The organism is Actinocorallia herbida (assembly GCF_003751225.1).
Classification (GTDB): Bacteria; Actinomycetota; Actinomycetes; order Streptosporangiales; family Streptosporangiaceae; genus Actinocorallia; species Actinocorallia herbida.
The window spans coordinates 801,936-819,883 of record NZ_RJKE01000001.1 but is presented as its reverse complement, the minus strand read 5'-3'; the positions used below and the strand labels follow the sequence as shown (position 1 = coordinate 819,883).

The window sequence follows — 17,948 nt, the reverse complement described above, 5'->3', positions numbered from 1 at the left end:
TCGGGAGTAGTAGCCAAAACGATTGCGGCTTGCGGGGGAAGAGGGGGGTTAGTCCCTGGCGGTCACGCGGTTGGAGAGGGTGCCGAGGGACTCGATCTCGACGGTGACGGTGTCGCCGATCTCGAGGGGACCGACGCCCTCGGGGGTGCCGGTGAGGATGACGTCGCCGGGGAGGAGGGTCATGACCTGGGTGATGTGGGCGATGAGGTTGGGGATGTCGTGGATCATCGCCGACGTGCGGGAGTCCTGGCGGACCTGGCCGTTGACGAGGGTGCGCAGGGCGAGGTCGGAGGGGTCGACGTCGGTGACGATGTAGGGGCCGAGCGGGCAGAAGGTGTCGAAGCCCTTGGCCCGCGTCCACTGGCCGTCCTTCTTCTGCAGGTCCCTGGCCGTGACGTCGTTGGCGCAGGTGTAACCGAAGATCACCTCGTGGGCGCGCGCCACGGACACGTCGCGGCAGACCCGGCCGATGACGACGGCGAGCTCGCCCTCGTAGTCGACGCGCTGGGACAGCTTCTCCGGGTAGAGGATCGACTGGTTCGGGCCGATCACCGAGGTCGAGGGCTTGCTGAAGATCAGCGGTTCGACCGGCGGCTCACTGCCCATCTCGCGGGCGTGCTCGGCGTAATTGCGGCCGATGGCGATGATCTTGTTGGGGATGATCGGGGCGAGCAGCCGCACGTCCAGCAGGGGGAAACGTGCCCCCGTGAACGTGATGTCCCCGAGGAGCGGATGCGCGGAGATCGCGGCGATCTCCTCCCCCTCGACGACCCCGAAAGCGACTTCTTCCCCGACGGCAAACCTTGCGATGCGCATCGGTCCAGTTTTCCACAGCGCGAGGTCAGAACCCGCAGGGCGTGCCCCCGAACGTGCAGCCCTGGGGGCGTGACGGGGTCCCGCCGCCGCCGAACCTGATCTCGACGCTCTCGCCGGGGGCGATCGGAGAGGTCGCGTCGTCGCTGATGATCGTCACCTCGTTGCCGGGGTCGGTCAGCTCGCCGCCCCAGACGTTGCGGATGAAGGCGCCGGGGTAGGTGAAGGCGACGGTCCAGGACGGGATGGTGTCCTTCGAGTCGTTCGTCAGGGTGAGGGTGCCCTCGAAGTAGCCGGTGGAGACCTCGACGGTCTTGTAGACGACGCGGACTCCGTCGGGCGTGACTCCGGAGACGCCCTGTGCCGTCTGATCCGCCGGTGCGGCGACCGTCGGGGCGAGGCCGGACGCAGGTGTGCGCCGCGGGCCCTGGGCCGTCTCCGGCCAGATGAGGGCCGCGACGGCCCCGATGACGAGCAGGCCCGTGGCGATCACCCCGGGGATGACCAGGCCGATCTTCCGCTTGGGACGCGGAGGCGTGTAGAGCGCCTCGGCGAGGACCGGCGAGATGGGCGGGTGGACGCGCCGGTCCGCATGGGTGCGCAGCGTCTCCCCGTGCGGATCGCCCTGTGCGGGGGGACGGCCGAGCAGGCCCATCAAGACGGGCAGCGGAGGCTGCGGCCCCGTCGCGTCGTCCGCCCCTACGACGGGGCCGAACATCACGTCGGGCTGCGGCCTTGGCGGCAACCCCGGAAGCGCCTGCCCCACGCCCTCCCCGGGCGCCTCGGCTTCGGCGGGCGCCCTTCGGTCTACGACGGTCTCCTCGCTTACCCTCGCCTTCGGCACCGTCCCCTGGGCGTCCACGACCGTCCTGGCGTCGGCGGGCCCTCCTTCGCCGCTCCTGCCCGCGACGGGCACGTCCCGCTTCCGCGCCGCCATGTCCACGATCGTCTGCCCCGCGTCGTCCGGCCGCACCTCGCCGAACCGGGCGTCCACGACCGTCCGTTCGTCGTCCTCCCGCGCCGCCGCGGCGGACGCCGACTCCACGACGGTCCGCTCGGCGCGCGGGACCGGGGTCCCCCAAGGGGTCTCGGCCGTGCCCGCGGTCTCGGGGGCACGGTCGGCGATGGTCGCCTCGACGTCTTCCTCGGGAGCGACGGCGTCCTGCGCGGTCTCGCGGCGGGCCCTCGCGCGCGCCCGCCTGCCCGGCAGCGGCAGGTCCCTGCGCGTCGCCCGATCCTTCTTGCCGCCCACGCCGACTCCTCCCCAACCCGTCCCACGGAGTCCGACGCCGCTCGCCCATCCGGAGTTCGGCGCCGTCCACCTTCGCGGGTCCCAGAGCGGAAAGTCCTTCCCGCCGTTTCCAACGTGTGGACGCGGCCCCGCGTCCCCGTCTCGGGCACGGATTCGGCGCACATCCCGGCACCTGAGCGCTATCGGCATCAGGAGACCCTCCCGTCACGCGACCCAAGGGTGCGCCGCGCAAGCGCGCGGGCCTGCGGGCTTCGGGGTGAGTTGTCCACAGCGCCGTCGGATGCTCGACGGGCCGGGCCTATAGCGTGGGGGCGGTGCGCCGGCACGGGGCCGGCGCGGCGGCGAGGAGGCCGGAATGTCGGTTGTGCGGATCAACGTGCTGACGGTGCCCGAAGGCTCGGGCGCGGAACTGGAGAAGCGGTTCGGCGCACGGGCCGGGCTCGTCGAAGGGTCGGAGGGCTTCGAGGGATTCGAACTGCTGCGCCCCACCGACGGCACGGACAAGTACCTCGTCTACACCCGCTGGCGCAGCCAGGAGGACTTCGAGAACTGGACCAAGAGCGCCGCCTTCACCCAGGGCCACGCCAAGGCCGCCGCCGACGCCCAGGGCACCGGCCACGGCCATGGCCACGGCCACGGCGGCCCAGCCTCCACCGCCGCCGAACTGTGGGGCTTCGAGGTCATCCAAAAGGTCGAACCCCAGTAAGCCCCCCGAACAACCCGAACCGCCGAACCCGAACCGCTCGACGCGGCGCGGGCTCGACACGAACGGGCCTGAGTCGCGAGGGGGCCGCCGTCGGCGCGCCCCCATGCGGGGCTCGGCGCGGGCCGGGCCTGGACGGGCGCAAGGCGGGCCGGGCTCGACATGGCTGGCTTTTGAGTCTCTAGGGCTCGCCGCTCGCCGCTCGCCCAAAGGTGAAGGGCCGGGCGCGCGCTCGGCGCGGGTGCGACTCAGCCCTGGAGAAGGGGAGACACCCGCGCCCGGCACGATCGCCCGCGGCGCGGGCACACCCCATGACGCGGATTCCGCTGAACGGGTTCCAGCGCGACCGCGGGCCATGGGCCCTGATGAGGAATCACACCGGTGTGATCGGGCGCCCCGGCGTCTGCCCCGGAGACCTGTGAGCCGTTAGGAGAGCAGGCCGGAGGGGCGGGCGCCGGGATCTGCGGCGCCCGATCACCGCCACGCCGAAGGCGGGACAGAAATCACGCCGAAGGCGGGGGCGGAAATCACGCCCTCAGGTCTTCGTATTCAGGGTGGCGGGACATGTACTCCTTGACGAACGGGCAGCGGGGGACGACCTTGAAGCCACGGGCGCGGGAGTCTTCGAGTTCGCCCTTGACGAGCCTGCCACCGAGGCCCTGGCCTTCGTAGGCCATGTCGACCTCGGTGTGCAGGAAGGTGATCACGCCGTCCCGCACCGAGTAGGTGGAGAAGCCCGCGAGCTCTCCCTCGTCGGTGAAGATCTCGTACCTGTTGCGCTGCGGGTTGTCCGCTACCTTCGGCATGATCAGATTTCTACCAGTTCAGGAGGCGTCGTAACCCGCGCGGAGCAGGCAATACGTCACAGCCTCCTCGAGGGCCTCCCACGAGGCGGCGATGATGTTCTCGCCGACGCCGACGGTGCCCCATTCGGCCTTTCCGTCGGAGGAGTCGATGAGGACGCGGGTGACGGCGTCGGTGCCGTGCGAGCCTTCGAGGATGCGGACCTTGAAGTCGACGAGTTCCAGCGTCGCCAGCTCGGGGTACAGCCGCTCCAGGGCTACCCGCAGGGCGGTGTCGAGCGCGTTGACGGGCCCGTTGCCCTCGCCGGTGGCGACGATCCGCTCGCCCTTGGCGTGGACCTTGACGGTCGCCTCGCTGACCTGGGTGCCGTCGGGCCGCTGCTCGACGATCACGCGCCACGACTCGACCTTGAAGTAGGAGGTCCTGGCGCCCGCGAGCTCCTCGCGCAGCAGCAGCTCGAACGACGCGTCCGCGGCCTCGAACGTGTAGCCGCGCGACTCCAGGTCCTTGACCCGGGTGACGACCTCGGCGGCCTTCTCGCCGGACAGGTCGTAGCCCAGCTCCTTGCCCTTCAGCTCGACCGACGCGCGGCCCGACATCGACGACACGAGCATCCGCATGTCGTTGCCGACACGGGCGGGGTCGAGGTGCTGGTAGAGGTCAGGGTCGACCTTGATCGCCGAGGCGTGCAGGCCCGCCTTGTGCGCGAACGCCGAGTATCCGACGTAGGGGGCCTGGGAGCCGAGGGTGATGTTGGTGACCTCCGACACGGCGTGCGCGATGCGCGTCATGTCGGCGAGCTGGGCGTCACTGACGAGGTCCATCCCGCGCTTGAGCTGGAGGTTGCCGACGACGGTGAAGAGGTTGGCGTTGCCGGAGCGCTCGCCGTATCCGTTGGCGCAGCCCTGGACATGGGTGGCGCCGGCCCGGACGGCGGCCAGCGAGTTGGCGACGGCGCAGCCCGAGTCGTCGTGGCAGTGGATGCCGACGCGGGCACCGGTGGAGACCACGTCGTGGACGACGTCGGCGAGCTCGTCGGGGAGCATGCCGCCGTTGGTGTCGCAGAGGGCGACGACGGAGGCGCCGGCCTCTGCGGCGGCCAGAACCGCCTCCAGGGCGTAGGCGCGGTTGGCCTTGTAGCCGTCGAAGAAGTGCTCGGCGTCGACGAAGACCCGCTGGCCCTCGGCGGTCAGGTGCGCGACCGTGTCTCGGATCATCGCGAGGTTCTCCGCGAGGGTGGTGCGCAGCGCCAGCTCGACGTGCCTGTCGTGGGCCTTGGCGACGAGGGTGACGACCGGGGCGCGGGAGTCGCGCAGCGCGGCGACCTGCGGGTCGTCGGCGGCCTTGAGCCCGGCCCGGCGGGTCGCGCCGAACGCGGCGAGCTTGGCGTGCTTGAGGTCGAGCTCGGTCCGCGCGAGCCGGAAGAACTCGGTGTCCTTGGGGTTGGCGCCGGGCCAGCCGCCCTCGATGAAGCTCACGCCGAGCGCGTCCAGGTGCCGGGCGATCACCAGTTTGTCCTGGACGCTCAGGTTGAGGCCCTCCTGCTGGGATCCGTCCCGCAGGGTGGTGTCGTAGACGTGGAAGCCGTCGCTCATGGGTGGTGCCCCTCAGATCAGAAGGTCCGGCGAAACAAAAAAACCCCTCACGGGACGTGAGAGGTCTGCGCGCCGGCGATGTCCTTTTAGCCGACGCGCCGTCCGATAATGATCAGGCCGGAGCGCATAGTGCTCCGCAGTCTGCCACACGTGTTACAACCCCGTCACATCGATCTCAGATTCCGAGATGGATGTCACACGGCGTCCATCTCGTGAGACGGACGTCCCAGGACAGAGCCCGTGCCGGGTTCTTCCACAGAGCGCCGAAGGCGCGGCCGCTCACACGAGGCGAGCCCCCCAACGGTTTTCACACGAGGTGAGCCCACCGACGGTCTTCCAGGGAGCGCCGCCAGGCGCGGCCGCGCACGTGATCGGGCGCCCCTGGGCCGCCCCGTAGGCCCCCAAGGGCCGAAGGGGCGGCCCAGGGCGCGAAAGCGCCCGATCACCAGCCCGACCGCAGGCCCCCAGGGCCGGAGGTCGGGCCGGCGAACACAGCTCAGGCGAGGGTCGTGATCCACTGGTAGGGGTCGGGGCGGTTGCCGTACTGGATGCCGACGAGTTCCTCGCGGAGGCGGAGGGTGGTCTGGCCGCCTTCTTCGGAGATCGTGAACTGGCCGTCGGCGCCCTTGACCTGGCCCACGGGGGTGATGACCGCGGCGGTGCCGCAGGCGAAGACCTCGGTGAGGGCGCCGGAGGCGACGTCGTCGCGCCACTGCTCGACGCTGATCGGCTCCTCGGAGACCTTGATCCCGAGGTCGGGGGCGAGGCGGAGGATCGAGTCGCGGGTGATGCCGGGAAGGATCGTGCCGGTGGCGGGCGGGGTGATGATCCGCGCGTCGGCGCCGGAGCCGTAGACGAAGAAGAGGTTCATGCCGCCCATCTCCTCCACCCAGCGGTGCTCGGCGGCGTCGAGCCAGACGACCTGGTCGCAGCCCTGCGCGACGGCCTCCTGCTGGGCGACGAAGGCCGCGGCGTAGTTGCCGCCGCACTTGGCGAAGCCGGTGCCGCCGGGGGCCGCGCGGGTGTACTCGGTGGACAGCCAGACCGAGACCGGCTTGATCGCGCCGGAGAAGTACGCGCCGGACGGGGAGGCGATCACGCAGAACAGGTACTTCTGCGACGGGTAGTTGACGCCCATGCCCGTCTCGGTCGCGATGATGAAAGGCCGCAGGTACAGGCTGTGGCCCTCGCGGGTGGGGACCCAGTCCCGGTCGGCGTCGACGAGCAGGCGCAGCGCCTCGAGGAAGGTCTCCTCGGGCAGTTCGGGCATCGCCATGCGACGGCAGGAGACGTTGAAGCGGGCGGCGTTGGCCTCGGGCCGGAAGCTGACGATGGAGCCGTCGGGCTGGCGGTAGGCCTTCATGCCCTCGAACAGTTCCTGGGCGTAGTGGAAGACCTTGGTGGCCGGGTCCAGGGAGAGCGGACCGTACGGCCGGAGCTGGGCGTCGTGCCAGCCGCGCTCGGTGTCCCACTCGATGGTGATCATGTGTTCGGTGAACACCTGCCCGAACCCGGGCTCCGCCAGCACCGCCTCCCGCTCCTCGGGGGACTTGCGCTGCTCGGCGAGCTTGACGGCGAACTCGATCATGTCTGTCCAAACCTCTTCCGGGACACCGGGAAATCCTCCGGTGCTCTCCATTGTGTGCTCTGTCTCACGTTCGCGCGACCTGGACCTTTCAGACGACGCGGTGCACACCGGAGAAACCAAAAAACGGGCGCACCGCGTCCGCGGCACGCCCGTCCCGACACCCGAAGATCCTCCGGGCGGAGCCAGGTGGCTGCCGCCTACCCGGCTACTCGCTTGGCGATGTCGTCACCGATCTGCTGGGTGGAACGCGCACCCGAGCGCTCGGTGAGGTCCGCACCGACCGCATGCTCGATCTTGCGCGCAGCCTCGGGCAGGCCGAGGTGCTCCAGCAGCATCGCGACGGACAGGATGGTGGCCGTGGGGTCGGCCTTGCTCTGCCCGGCGATGTCGGGGGCACTGCCGTGGACCGGCTCGAACATCGACGGGGCGGTCTTGTCCGGGTTGACGTTGCCGGACGCGGCGAGGCCGATGCCGCCGGCGATCGCGGCGCCGATGTCGGTGATGATGTCGCCGAACAGGTTGTCGGTGACGATCACGTCGAAGCGGGCCGGGTTGTTCACGAAGAACATCGTGGCCGCGTCGACGTGCACGTAGTCGGTGGTGACCTCGGGGAACTCCGCGGCGACCTGCTTCAAGATCCGCTGGTACAGCTCACCGGCGAAGGTGAGGACGTTGTCCTTGTGGACCAGGGTGAGCTTGCGACGCGGGCGCGAGGCCGCGATCTGGAAGGCGTACCGGATGACGCGCTCGACACCGAAGGCGGTGTTGACGCTCTCCTGGGTCGCGATCTCGTGCGGGGTGCCCTTGCGCAGCACGCCGCCGACGCCGGTGTACGGCCCCTCGGTGCCCTCGCGGACGACGATCATGTCGATGTCCTCGGGGGTGACGCCCGCCAGCGGGGTCTCGACGCCGGGGAACAGCTTGACCGGGCGGAGGTTCACGTAGTGGTCGAGGGCGAACCGCAGCTTGAGCAGCAGCCCCCGCTCCAGGGTGCCCGACGGGACGGTCGGGTCGCCGACCGCGCCGAGGAGGATGGCGTCCTGCCCGCGGATCTCCTCCAGGACCGAGTCCGGGAGGACCTCGCCCGTCCGGTGCCACCGGGCGGCTCCGAGATCGTAGGAGGTCTTCTCGATCGCGAGGTCGTACTGACCGGCGATCACATCGAGGACCTTCAGGCCTTCGGCGACGACCTCGGGGCCGATGCCGTCACCTGCGACGACTGCGAGTCGGATGTTGCGGGATGCCATGGCGGCATCCTAGTGCATCCGTCTCATGCATCGGGCATCCGTCTTACATTTCAAGACACCTCCCGAGACGCCGGGAAGGGCACGGCTTGACGGGCGGCCCTGCGAAAGAGCACCCTCCAGGGGACAAGTACATACAGAGGCGACGGTGTGCAGGAACCCGGTGAGAGTCCGGGACGGTCCCGCCACTGTGATCCGGCCGCGGCCGGAGAGTCAGAACACTGACCCGTCGTCCTCCCTGATCCGGGGCGAGGCACCCCGTAAGGAGAACCATGAACACTCCCGAGACGACGGCGGTAATCGGCGCACAGCCCGCGGCCGTAAGCGATCTCCGTACCTATGTGTTCCTCGCGATCGCCCTTCTCGCGGCGTTCGCCACCCTCTACGCCCTCTTCTTCGCCCCGCAGACCGTCCTGCACGAACTCGCGCACGACGGCCGGCACCTCTTCGGCGCGCCCTGCCACTGATGGCCGCCGATCTCCTCCCCCGGCTCCTCGGCCGGGGCGTCTTCGCCGGTGCCCTCGCGGGCCTGATCTCGGGCGGTTTCGCCTTCCTCGTCGCCGAGCCGGTCATGGACCGGGCGGTGGAACTGGAAGGCGAGCGATCGGCCGCGGAAGCGGCCGCCGCAGGCGTCCACGAACACGCCGAGGAGGTGTTCACCCGCTCCGAGCAGCACCTCGGCCTCATCCTTGCCTCGGTAGGGGCGGGCATCGCCTTCGGCATCATCTTCGCCGCCGTCTACTGGGCCGTCTTCCGCCGTACGTCGGCGGACCGCCCCTGGCAGCGTTCCTTGACGCTCGCCGGAGCCGCCTTCACGGGCTACTGGCTCCTCCCGTTCATCCGCTACCCGGCCAATCCGCCGGGCGTGGGCGACGAGGGGACCCTCCAGCAGCGGACGCTGTCCTGGGCCGCGGCCATCGTCCTCGGCCTCGCCGCGATGTTCGTCGCGTGGCGGGTCCACTCGGCACTGCGGGCCAGGCCCGACCACGTCAGGCAGCTCGCGACCGGCGCGGTGCCGGTCGCGGGGCTCGCGGTGCTCTTCCTCATCCCCGCCAACCCCGACGCGCTTCCGGTGCCCCCGGAGCTGCTGTGGGACTTCCGGATCCTGGCGGCTGCCTCGGCCGTCATCCTCTGGACGTCGCTCGGCGTCGGCTTCGGGCTCCTCGGCCTGCGCGCCGCGGCGCCCGCCGAAGCGGCGGAACCCCTGCCCGCACCCGCCTGATCCGGACGCTGCGCGCCGGGCGGGCACGACTCCGCCCGGCGCGCCGCGTCAGACCGGCGGGGCCAGCAGGACCGCGAGCCGCTCCGGCCCCGAGACGCCCAGCCGGGTGCAGATCTCGGCGATCTGCTCGGCGACGGTCTTGGCCGGCATCGCCATCTGCTCGGCGATCTCCGGCTCGGTCCGGCCCGCCGCGACGAGTTCGGCCATCTCGTACTGGATGCGGCTGAGGTCGGGCACGGCCGCGGTGCGCAGCGCGGGCGTGCGGACCTGGTCGGAGCGCTGCGCGAGCACCCACGCCCTGGTCCCGGCCGCGGCGGCCTGCTGCTTGTCCCAGTGCACCTCGGCGGCCTGCGCCGCGGCCTCCGCCGCGTGCAGCGCCATGCCGAGCTCCTCGAACTCGAACGACACCCCGATCAGCCCCGACCAGTCGCCCGCCGCCGACGCCTCGGCGTGCCTGGCGCACAGTGCGGCGAGGTCGCCCTCAGCGTCCTCGGCGAGGTAGGCGAGCCGGTCTGCGACGACGCCCGCGGCGCCGAGCCGCACGACGTCGTGCAAGGCGGTGAGCGCGTAAGGCCGCAGCTCCAGCGCCTCGGCCGCGGCCGCCGCGTCCAGCAGCCCGTGCACCGCCGCGCCGGTCGCACCCTGGGCGACCAGCAGCCAGGGGCGGGCGAGGGCGACGGGGAACCACAGCGCGCGCAGCGTCGGCAGGGCGCGCCGGTCGGCTTCGGCCAGCGCGTGCCGGGCGGTGGCCAGGTCGCCCGCGAGCGCCGCGGAGTGCGCGAGCTCGCCCAGGCAGGGCCCGGCGAACAGCGATCTGCCGCGCTCCAGCATCCGCGCGCCGTCCCAGCCCTCGCGCAGCGCCGCGTGCACCTGGCCGCGGGCGCGCAGCACCCGCGCGCGGGTCGCGGCTCTGGCGACGGGATCGTCCGACGGGGTGCCGTGCTCGGCCGCGGCGTCCAGGTCGCCGACGCTGATCCACACCCACGCGCGCGCGAACTCCAGCAGCGGGCCGGACTCCGGCGCCTGCTCGTGCCAGTGCTCGACGTGGCGGAGGCCCGCGCGCACCTTCTCCAGCGCGGCGGTCGCCTGCCCGGTGAGCGCGGCGGTGACGGCTTCGACGGTGTCGATCCTGGTCCGGATCGCGGGGTCGGCGTCGCTCAGCTCGGCGGCGTCGTCGGCGAGGTCGAACGCCTCGCGGTTGGCGGCGCGGTGCACCGCGAACGCGGCCCGCTGGGCGAGCAGCCGCTGGCGCGCGGCGGGCATGCCGACGGTCTCCAGCGCCACCGACAGAACCCGGTCGGCGTCCTCGGCGCGGCCCAGGCCGTAGGCGAGGACCGCGGCGCGGGCGCAGGCGAGCACGGTGCGCGCCTTGTCCTCGGGGCGGCGCGGGGCGTCGGCGAGCATCCGCTCCGCTTCTTCCGCGGAGCCGAGCGCGGCGAGCAGGGAGGCGCGCGCGATGGCCTCCTCCAGGGAGGCGGGGCCGTCCCCGGCGCGCGCGGGCACCTCCTTCCACTGGCCGCCGTCCAGGACACCCGTGGACCGTCCGGCGCGCAGCAGCTCGTGCAGCAGGCGCAGGTCGCCGCCGGTCGCTTCGGCAAGGTACTCGGCGGTCGGCTCGTCCACCTCTTCCAGCACGGCGAGGTCGGCGAGCGGGCCCAGTTCGACGCGGCCGAGCGCCAGCCCGGCGAGCGGTTCCGGCACCTCCTCGCCCGCGGTGACCAGGCGCATCCGGCCGGAGCCGGCGAGCTCGGCGAGCAGCAGGCCGGAGTCGGCGTCCAGCTCGTGCACGTCGTCGACGACGACGGTGAAGGCTCCTTCACCCGCGCGGGCCAGCAGGGCCTCGACCCCGGCCGCGACGTCCTTGACCGGGGTACGGATTGGGAGGAGGTGAGCAAAAGCCCCGAACCGGACAGCAGGGGCCTGGCCCGCCCGGGCCTCGAGCACCGGCGTGTCGACCGTCGCGGCGAACTCGTGGATCAGCCGGGACTTGCCGACTCCCCCCGGTCCGATGACGAACGCCCCCACCAGCGACGGGTCGAGCACCGCGGTGCGCACCGCGGCCATGTCGGCGTCCCTTCCGCGGAACGGCCACGCGGTCCCCACATCGGGAGCGAAGATTCCCCAGCGCGTCACGACCAGCCCTCAACTCTCCGGTGCGTCCCGGGCCACACCTCGACCTCGCGGTCACGGACCATCTGACGCCTGCCTCCTGCCGACGGTTCGCAGTTCATCAGTGTCTTTTACAGCGGGCGGTAGCCGCATTTCTCGCCGCCGGGCGGAACTCGAAGAAACAGGCGGCAGCCCTTACGCGGCCGTGAGGAAGTCAAGGCGACCTCCAGAGGCGTCCGCTCCAGCATCGCACCGCCCACCCCCTGCCGCGCGGGGGCGACCCACGGCCGATTCCGGACACGTGCGGCACCGGAGGTGCACCTTCTGCCGACATAAGACAGATCAATCATGAATGCGCGCGGCATCCGTTTTGCTAGGTCACGCCTTCGTCATCCGAAAAAAGGAGAAACGCCCGCCGGAGAACCGGCGGGCGTCTCGGACGCACGACTGCGGGCGCGGGCCCGCGGCGCGGACTACTCGCTCAGCTCGACCCGGCGCACCAGGCCCGCGCCGATCTCCTCGGCGATGGACTCCAGCACCTTCTGGTCGATCGCGGAGTCGACGGTGAGGACGGTGAGGGCCTTGCCGCCCTTCTCGTCCCGGCCGACCTGCATGCCCGCGATGTTGATGTTGAGGTCGCCCAGCAGGCGGCCGATGACGCCGATGACGCCCGGACGGTCGACGTAGCCGAGGACGGCCATGTGCGGTGCCGGCGACAGCTCCACGTCGAAGCCGTTGATCTCGACGATCCGCTCCCAGTTGCGCGGGCCCGACAGGGTGCCCGACACCGAGACGACCTCACCGTCGGCCATCGTGCCCTTGACGGTGATGACGTTCCGCCACGCCGGGGACTCCTCGCTGGTGACCAGCGAGACCTCGACGCCGCGCTCGGAGGCGACCAGCGGCGCGTTGACGAAGGTCACCGACTCCTCGACGACGTCGGAGAACACGCCCTTGAGCGCGGCGAGCTCGATCACCTTGACGTCGTGGGCGGTGATCTCGCCGCGCACGATCACGTCGAGCCGGGCGGGGACGCCCCCGGCCAGCGCGGTGAAGACCCGGCCGAGCTTCTCCGCCAGCGGCAGGCCCGGCTTGACGTCCTCGGCGACCGCGCCGCCCTGGACGTTGACCGCGTCCGGCACGAACTCGCCCGACAGCGCCAGCTTGACGGACTTGGCGACCTGGGTGCCCGCCTTCTCCTGCGCCTCGTGCGTGGACGCGCCGAGGTGCGGGGTGATGACGATGTTGTCGTGCTTGAACAGCGGGCTCTCGGTCATCGGCTCGCTGGAGAACACGTCGAGACCGGCGCCGGCGACGCGGCCCTCGGTCAGCGCGAGGTCGAGCGCCGCCTCGTCGACGATGCCGCCGCGGGCCGCGTTGACGATGCGCACCTCGGGCTTCACCATGCGCAGCTCGCGGTCGCCGATGAGACCGAGGGTCTCCTTGGTCTTCGGCAGGTGGACGGTGATGAAGTCCGCCTGGGTCAGCAGCTCGTCCAGCGAGACCAGCTTGACGCCGAGCTGGGCCGCGCGCGCGGCCTGGATGTAGGGGTCGTAGGCGACGATCTCCATGTCGAACCCGGCGAGGCGCTGGGCGACCAGGACGCCGATGCGGCCGAGGCCGAGGACGCCGACGGTCTTGCCCTGGAGCTCGACGCCGGTGTACTTGGAGCGCTTCCACTCACCCTGCTTGAGGGCCGCGTGGCCCTGCGGGACGTTGCGGGCCGTCGCCAGCAGCAGCGCGATCGCGTGCTCGGCGGCGGTGACGATGTTCGAGGTCGGCGCGTTCACGACCATGACGCCGGCCTTGGTGGCGGCCTCGACGTCGACGTTGTCCAGGCCGACACCGGCGCGCGCGACGACGCGCAGGCGCTTGGCGTGGTCGAAGACCTCGGCGTTGGCCTTGGTGGCCGAACGGATGATCAACGCGTCGACGTCGGCGACGGCGGGCAGCAGGGCGGCGCGGTCGGCACCGTCCACGTAACGCACCTCGAAGTCGTTCTCCAGGACGGCGATGCCGGCAGGGGACAGCTCTTCGGCTACGAGGACGACTGGCTTGCTCAACGTGAGAATCCTTGAGGTGAGATCTTTGCAGGTGAACGGCCGCCACGCCCTCGTGCCAACCTGGTGCCGAGTCTATCCCTGCCGGGGTGTCAGGCCCGACGAGACCGCCCGAACTCCCAGAATCGGCGGGGCCTGGCCGGCGGTGCGCCCCCGTCGATGCCGATCCACAGACCCTCGGAGAGGTCGAGGGTGACCCCCTCCCGGACCTTGGGGTTCTTGAACCCGTCGGCCCGGACCGTCCCGAACGGGGCGGTCCGGCGAAGCCCGAGGACGGTCACCTCGACGTCGACGGTCCACAGACCCGTTTCCGGCAGTTCGAGGAGGTATTCGAACTCCTCCCCCGAGGTGGAGACGGGGTGCGTGATGGTCTCGTCGCCATCGCGCAGGATCAGCTGGACGTCCTGGCCGCGGGCCTGGACCCGCGAGATCGCGGCGCGCCCGGCGACCTTGAGCCGTCCGGCGCGGTCCCAGGACAGTCCGGTGAGGACATGCTCGACACCGACCTCGGCGGTGATGTCGGCGTCCTGGCGGGGCACCCCGCGCAGGTAGGGGTAGACCGCGTAGACCCGGCCGCCTACGACGACCGCGCCTTCCTTGTGCCCGGCGAGCTCGTCGGCGATGAGCCGCTCCAGCTCCTCGAACAGCTCGTTCTCGATGCAGAACGCGCGCAGCCGCGCGCTCTCGGGCAGTTCCTGCCGGACGTCGGCGGTGAGCAGACCCCCGAGCATCCCCTTGGTGGCGGTCACCACCTGCCTGCGGACGGGCTGCTCCACCTCCAGGAACCGCTGGTCGTACACGCGCAGGATCTCGCGGGTGATGCTGAGGGTCGGTGTCGTCGTCACTGGTGAAGGGCTCCCCGTGGGGCGTCGGGCGGGCACTGCGGACAACCCTGAACGGTAGGCCCGGAAGGCCTTTTCGCGCGACTCCGACACGGCGCATGACGAACCGGGCGGCCCATCCCCCTTGTCCGGTACATACTCGGTATGCATACTCAGTATGTATGTCGATCCGTCACGGCCTGCTGGCCCTCCTCGCCCGGGGGCCCCGCTACGGCTACCAGCTGCGCGCCGAGTTCGAGTCGGCGACGGGCGGCGCCTGGCCCCTGAACGTCGGGCAGGTGTACACGACGCTCGGCCGCCTCGAGCGCGACGGGCTCATCGAGCAGGGCGAGGCCGACGCGGAAGGACGGCAGTGCTACGCCGTCACCGAGGCGGGCCGGGGCGAAGCCGTCCGGTGGTTCGCGGCCCCGATCACCCGTGCCGACCGGCCGCGCGACGAGCTCGTCGTCAAGCTGGCCCTGGCACTCGCCGGATCGGGCGTGGACGTCCGCGCCGTCGTCCAGGTCCAGCGCGCCGCGACCCTCGCGGCGATGCGCGACCTCACCCGGCGGAAGCTGACCGCCGCCGACCCCGCCCAGGCACTCGTCCTGGACGCACAGATCTTCCAGGCCGAGGCCGAGATCCGCTGGCTCGACCACTGCGAACGCACCCTCAGCACTCGCTGACCCTTGATCCGTCCCTCCTACCCCCGAGGACGACCATGAGTGTGCTCGACCTCCGCGACGTCCACCGTGACTTCGGCAGCGGAGCCTCCCTCGTCCACGCCCTGAGCGGCCTTTCCCTGACCGTGGAAGCCGGCGAGTTCGTCGCCGTGATGGGCCCGTCGGGCTCCGGCAAGACGACGCTGCTCAACATCGCCGGCGGACTGGAGCGGCCCACCCGCGGCGAGGTGCTCGTCGCCGAACGGCTGCTCACCGGCGACCGCGCCGTCCTCGCCGCGCTGCGCCGCCGCACCGTCGGCTATGTCTTCCAGGACCTCAACCTCATCCCGGCGCTCACCGCGGCCGAGAACGTCATGCTGCCGCGCGAACTCGACGGCGTCCGCACCAAGGCCGCCCGCGCCGAGGCGCTCGCCGCGCTCGACGAGGTGGGCCTCGCCGAGGCCGCCGACCGGTTCCCCGACGAGCTGTCCGGCGGCCAGCGCCAGCGCGTCGCCATCGCCCGCGCCCTCATCGGCGAGCGCCGCCTCATCCTCGCCGACGAGCCCGCGGGCGCCCTGGACTCGGTGTCCGGCGACGAGCTGATGAAGGTCCTGCGCGCCCGCTGCGACGCCGGGGCCGCCTGCCTCATGGTGACGCACGAGTCCCGTCACGCCGCCTGGGCCGACCGCACGGTCTTCCTCCGCGACGGCGCGCTGGACGGCTCCGAGGTGACGGTGTGAACCGTCTCCGCGTCCCCCTCCTCATCGCCTACCGTGACGCGCTCCGCGCCAAGGGCCGCACCCTCCTCGTCATCGCGATGATCGGGCTGCCGGTAGCCGCGATCGTCACCGTGGCCCACGTGCTGTTCGCGATCGACGACCCGCGCGCGGCCCTCCCCGAGGCGCCCAGCGCGGACCGGGTGAGCGGCGACGAGCTCGCCGTCTACGCCCTCGTCATCGCGATGGCCGTGCTCCAGGTCGTCCTCCTGGCCGGTCCTGCCTTCGCGGTCGGCCTGCGCCGCCAGCGGCTGCTGCTCGCCCAGCTCGCGGCGGCGGGCGGCACCCCCGGGCACCTGCGGGCGGTGGTCCTGTCCGCGGGGCTGCTGCTCGGCGCCACCGCGGCGGTCCTCGGCACGGCCACCGGACTCCTCACCGCCGCCGTGCTGCGCCGGGCGCTGTCCGGGTCCGGGGACACGGTGTTCGAGCCCTGGCACCTGGAAGGCCCGATCATCGCCGTCACGATGGCCGTCGCGGTGCTCAGCGGGCTCGCCGCCGCCTACGCGCCCGCCCGGCAGGCGGCGCGGACCGACCCCGCGGCGGTGCTCGCGGGCCGCCTGGACGAACCCCGGGCGAGCCGCGGCCTGCCCGTCGTCGGCCTGCTGCTCGTCGGCGCGGGACTCGCCTTCGTCAAGGTCTCGCTCTGGCACCTGCGCGAGTGGGGGCCGACGCTCGGCGCGGTCCCGATCATCCTCGGCTTCGTGCTGCTCACCCCCGCCGCCGTCGCGCTGTGCGCGAAGGCCGCGGGACCGCTTCCACTGCCGCTGCGCCTCGCCGTCCGCGACGCCGGCCGGCACCGCTCACGCACCGCCCCGGCCGTCGCGGCCATCATGGCGGCGACCGCCGCGCTGACCGCCCTCGGCATCGGCATGGCCAGCGACGCGGGCCAGCGGGAGGCCGAGTACACCGGGCCCATCGCCGAGGGCCACACGATCGTGGGCGGCTTCCGGCCGGACACCCTCGACGCGGTTCGCGCGGCGGTCACCACGACGCTGCCCGGCACCGTCGCGGAACCGATCCGGAGCCTGGACGAGCACGGACCCGACCTGTCCCCGATTTGCACCGAGTGCGCCTACTACGGACCGGGCGACAACGACCTCGGCTCCCGCTACCTCGTCGGCGGACCCGAGATCATCCGCCAGGTGCTCGGCCGGGACGTCCCCGCCGCGACGAGCGCCCTCGCCCGCGGCGACGTGGTGGTGCTCCTGCCGAACGGACTCAGCGACGGCGTGTTCCGCGTCCGGCTCGCGGAGTTCCCCGACGACGGCTCCGAGGGGCCTTCGGCGATCCCCGAACGCACCCTCGAGTTCCCCGCCGTCCAGGTGACCGCGTATCTCAAAGGCCCCATCGCGGTGCTCCCCGAGTCCCGGGTCGCCGAGACGACCCTGCCCGTGCGTACCGCGGCGCTCGTGGTGACGCGTCCGCTCGACCTCGACGAGACCGCGGCGCTGTCCCGCGCGGTGCGGGAGTTCGGCGCGTCGGTGCGCACCGAGCGCGGCTACCGCGACGACACCATGGTGCCCGCCCTCGTCCTCGCGGTGACCGCGTCGATCCTGGTCCTCGCCGGCGCGCTCATCGCCACCGGCCTGGCCGCCGCGGACTCCCGGCCCGACCTCGCGACCCTCACCGCCGTGGGCGCCCGGCCGTCGACGGTCCGGCTGGTCCGGATGGCCCACGCCGCGTTCGTCGCGCTGCTCGGCTGCCTCCTCGGCGTCCTGGCCGGGCTGGGCCCCGGCATCGCCGTCTCCCGCCCCCTCACCGCCGAGTTCGACAGCGCGACCGCTCCCCCGCACGGCGTCATCACCGAGATCCCCTGGTCCCTGCTCGGCACGGTGTGCCTGGCGGTCCCCCTCATCGTGGCCCTTCTCTCCGCCCTCTTCACCCGCACCACGATCGTCCGCCCGACCCGCCGGCTGCTCTAGGCGTCCGCCGACCGTCCCGTGTGCCCCCAGGCCCCTGGCCTGGGGGCACATTTCGCCTGCGGGACCCCTCCGGATATGCGGAGAGGTCCGGGAATGCAGGACCCCCCGGGAATGCGGAAAAGCCCGGGAATGCAGGGACCCCCGGGAATGCGGAAAGGCCCCGAACCTGTGGTTCGGGGCCTTTCCTCACAACAATTGCGGCGGTGTCCTACTCTCCCACACAGTCTCCCGTGCAGTACCATCGGCGCTGGAGGGCTTAACTTCCGGGTTCGAGATGGGACCGGGTGTTTCCCCTCCGCCATAACCGCCGCAAGCCTCAGCTCGCGGACACAAACGGTCAGCGAAAGTATTCTCTTTTTTTGGTGTTGCGGTTCGGC

The 17,948-nt window shown here is 71.8% G+C and carries 15 protein-coding genes, 1 rRNA gene and 1 riboswitch; of the genes, 6 read left to right on the top strand and 10 right to left on the bottom strand.

The genetic code is table 11. The annotated features are described in order from the left end of the window. Positions 1–48: 48 nt before the first annotated feature. Together EDD29_RS04030 and EDD29_RS04025 are read right to left on the bottom strand one after the other, a co-directional pair. Entirely contained in the window at positions 49–816 is a 768-nt protein-coding gene (locus EDD29_RS04030) for a fumarylacetoacetate hydrolase family protein (protein ID WP_123662404.1), read from the bottom strand. 25 nt (positions 817–841) lie between these two features. Further along, the gene (locus EDD29_RS04025) at positions 842–2,065 is read right to left on the bottom strand and encodes a cellulose binding domain-containing protein (RefSeq protein ID WP_170201281.1); all 1,224 of its coding nucleotides are present in this window, start codon (positions 2,063–2,065) and stop codon (positions 842–844) included. A 355-nt stretch (positions 2,066–2,420) separates the two neighbouring features. On the opposite strand from EDD29_RS04025, the gene EDD29_RS04020 reads away from it, so the two are divergent. Further along, positions 2,421–2,771, top strand: a complete 351-nt coding sequence (locus EDD29_RS04020) for an antibiotic biosynthesis monooxygenase family protein (RefSeq protein WP_123662400.1) — start codon at positions 2,421–2,423, stop codon at positions 2,769–2,771. Between the two features lie 524 nt (positions 2,772–3,295). Here EDD29_RS04020 and EDD29_RS04015 read toward each other — a convergent pair. The 4 genes from EDD29_RS04015 to EDD29_RS04000 all read right to left on the bottom strand — a co-directional run bounded on the left by EDD29_RS04015 (position 3,296) and on the right by EDD29_RS04000 (position 8,002). Continuing rightward, positions 3,296–3,574, bottom strand: coding sequence for a GNAT family N-acetyltransferase (locus EDD29_RS04015; protein ID WP_123662399.1), 279 nt, complete (start codon positions 3,572–3,574; stop codon positions 3,296–3,298). Between the two features lie 18 nt (positions 3,575–3,592). Beyond that, complete coding sequence (gene cimA, locus EDD29_RS04010; protein WP_123662397.1) at positions 3,593–5,167, bottom strand: citramalate synthase; 1,575 nt, start codon at positions 5,165–5,167, stop codon at positions 3,593–3,595. Between the two features lie 496 nt (positions 5,168–5,663). Further along, positions 5,664–6,755, bottom strand: coding sequence for a branched-chain amino acid aminotransferase (locus tag EDD29_RS04005; RefSeq protein ID WP_123662395.1), 1,092 nt, complete (start codon positions 6,753–6,755; stop codon positions 5,664–5,666). Between the two features lie 197 nt (positions 6,756–6,952). Beyond that, positions 6,953–8,002, bottom strand: a complete 1,050-nt coding sequence (locus EDD29_RS04000; protein WP_123662392.1) for a 3-isopropylmalate dehydrogenase — start codon at positions 8,000–8,002, stop codon at positions 6,953–6,955. Positions 8,003–8,125: 123 nt separating this feature from the next. Beyond that, positions 8,126–8,269, top strand: a riboswitch (adenosylcobalamin (AdoCbl) riboswitch). A gap of 2 nt (positions 8,270–8,271) precedes the next feature. On the opposite strand from EDD29_RS04000, the gene EDD29_RS03995 reads away from it, so the two are divergent. Together EDD29_RS03995 and EDD29_RS03990 are read left to right on the top strand one after the other, a co-directional pair. Then, positions 8,272–8,466, top strand: coding sequence for a CbtB domain-containing protein (locus tag EDD29_RS03995; RefSeq protein WP_123662391.1), 195 nt, complete (start codon positions 8,272–8,274; stop codon positions 8,464–8,466). Beyond that, positions 8,466–9,221 (top strand): CbtA family protein, encoded by a 756-nt coding sequence (locus tag EDD29_RS03990; protein WP_123662389.1) that lies wholly within the window; start codon positions 8,466–8,468, stop codon positions 9,219–9,221. Before EDD29_RS03995 ends, EDD29_RS03990 begins: the two co-directional genes overlap by 1 nt. Before the next feature lie 48 nt (positions 9,222–9,269). Here EDD29_RS03990 and EDD29_RS03985 read toward each other — a convergent pair whose 3' ends face one another. The 3 genes from EDD29_RS03985 to EDD29_RS03975 all read right to left on the bottom strand — a co-directional run bounded on the left by EDD29_RS03985 (position 9,270) and on the right by EDD29_RS03975 (position 14,235). Next, positions 9,270–11,354: an AAA family ATPase gene (locus EDD29_RS03985; protein ID WP_148085871.1), complete on the bottom strand. Its 2,085-nt coding sequence runs from the start codon at positions 11,352–11,354 to the stop codon at positions 9,270–9,272. A 449-nt stretch (positions 11,355–11,803) separates the two neighbouring features. Next, positions 11,804–13,393 carry a phosphoglycerate dehydrogenase gene (gene serA / locus EDD29_RS03980; RefSeq protein WP_123662385.1) on the bottom strand — a complete coding sequence of 530 codons (1,590 nt, stop codon included), beginning with the start codon at positions 13,391–13,393 and terminating at the stop codon, positions 11,804–11,806. 89 nt (positions 13,394–13,482) lie between these two features. After that, on the bottom strand, positions 13,483–14,235 hold the full coding sequence (locus EDD29_RS03975; RefSeq protein ID WP_123662382.1) for a hypothetical protein: 753 nt from the start codon (positions 14,233–14,235) through the stop codon (positions 13,483–13,485). A 158-nt stretch (positions 14,236–14,393) separates the two neighbouring features. Here EDD29_RS03975 and EDD29_RS03970 point away from each other — a divergent pair, with 158 nt between their 5' ends. From EDD29_RS03970 to EDD29_RS03960, 3 genes are read left to right on the top strand one after another with little or no spacing between them, the layout of a single operon-like run. After that, positions 14,394–14,897 (top strand): PadR family transcriptional regulator, encoded by a 504-nt coding sequence (locus tag EDD29_RS03970; protein WP_123662380.1) that lies wholly within the window; start codon positions 14,394–14,396, stop codon positions 14,895–14,897. Positions 14,898–14,932: 35 nt separating this feature from the next. Then, entirely contained in the window at positions 14,933–15,613 is a 681-nt protein-coding gene (locus tag EDD29_RS03965; RefSeq protein ID WP_123662378.1) for an ABC transporter ATP-binding protein, read from the top strand. Next, on the top strand, positions 15,610–17,571 hold the full coding sequence (locus EDD29_RS03960; protein WP_123662376.1) for an FtsX-like permease family protein: 1,962 nt from the start codon (positions 15,610–15,612) through the stop codon (positions 17,569–17,571). The genes EDD29_RS03965 and EDD29_RS03960 overlap by 4 nt, the downstream gene beginning before the upstream one ends. 195 nt (positions 17,572–17,766) lie before the next feature. On the opposite strand, the gene rrf is transcribed toward EDD29_RS03960, so the two are convergent. After that, a 5S ribosomal RNA gene (gene rrf / locus EDD29_RS03955) occupies positions 17,767–17,883 on the bottom strand. Positions 17,884–17,948: the final 65 nt, after the last annotated feature.